The sequence below is a fragment of the Bradyrhizobium sp. PRIMUS42 genome (assembly GCF_023006515.1).
Classification (GTDB): domain Bacteria; phylum Pseudomonadota; class Alphaproteobacteria; order Rhizobiales; family Xanthobacteraceae; genus Bradyrhizobium.
This window is the reverse complement of record NZ_JALBGZ010001463.1, coordinates 1-615: the sequence shown is the minus strand read 5'-3', so window position 1 is coordinate 615 and position 615 is coordinate 1. Positions and strand designations below refer to the sequence as shown.

At 70.2% G+C, this 615-nt stretch carries 1 protein-coding gene; it reads left to right on the top strand.

The genetic code is table 11. The features are described from left to right. Nucleotides 1–615 (top strand): Ig-like domain-containing protein (locus MOV75_RS41090; protein ID WP_247008574.1); only part of this gene is annotated, 615 nt, incomplete at both ends.

Here is a 615-nt window from a genome sequence, read left to right as displayed (position 1 = left end):
GACGCGGCTGGCAACACCGCGACCAGCGGCGCGGTGGTCTATACGCTCAGCACCACCGGCCCGACCGTGACCGAGGCCCTGGTTGCCGACACCGGCACGTCGGTCACCGACCACGTCACCACCAATCCGGCGCTGAACGGCACCGGCCTTGCCAACACCGTGGTGCACTTCACCATCGACGGCAGCCCGATCGCGACGACAGTGACCACCGATGCGCAAGGCGCCTGGTCGTTTACGCCGAGCGGGCTGGCCGACGGACCGCACACCATCGTGGCGAGCCAGACTGACGCTTTTGGCAACACCGGCAGCGCATCGCTGAGCTTCACCCTGGACACCACGGCACCCGCGGTCGCGATCACCAGCGCGGGGGGACCGGTCAACCAGGCCAGCCAGACCATCACCGGCACGGTGGGCGTCGCCGATGCCGGCGCCACCGTCACCATCCTGGATGGCGCCACGACGATTGGCACCGCCATCGTGCAGGGCAACGGCAGCTGGACCACCACGGCCACGCTGAACCAGGGTGGCAACTCCCTGACGGCGCGGGTGAGCGACGCGGCCGGCAACACCGCGACCAGCGGCGCGGTGGTCTACACGCTGAGCACCACCGGCCCG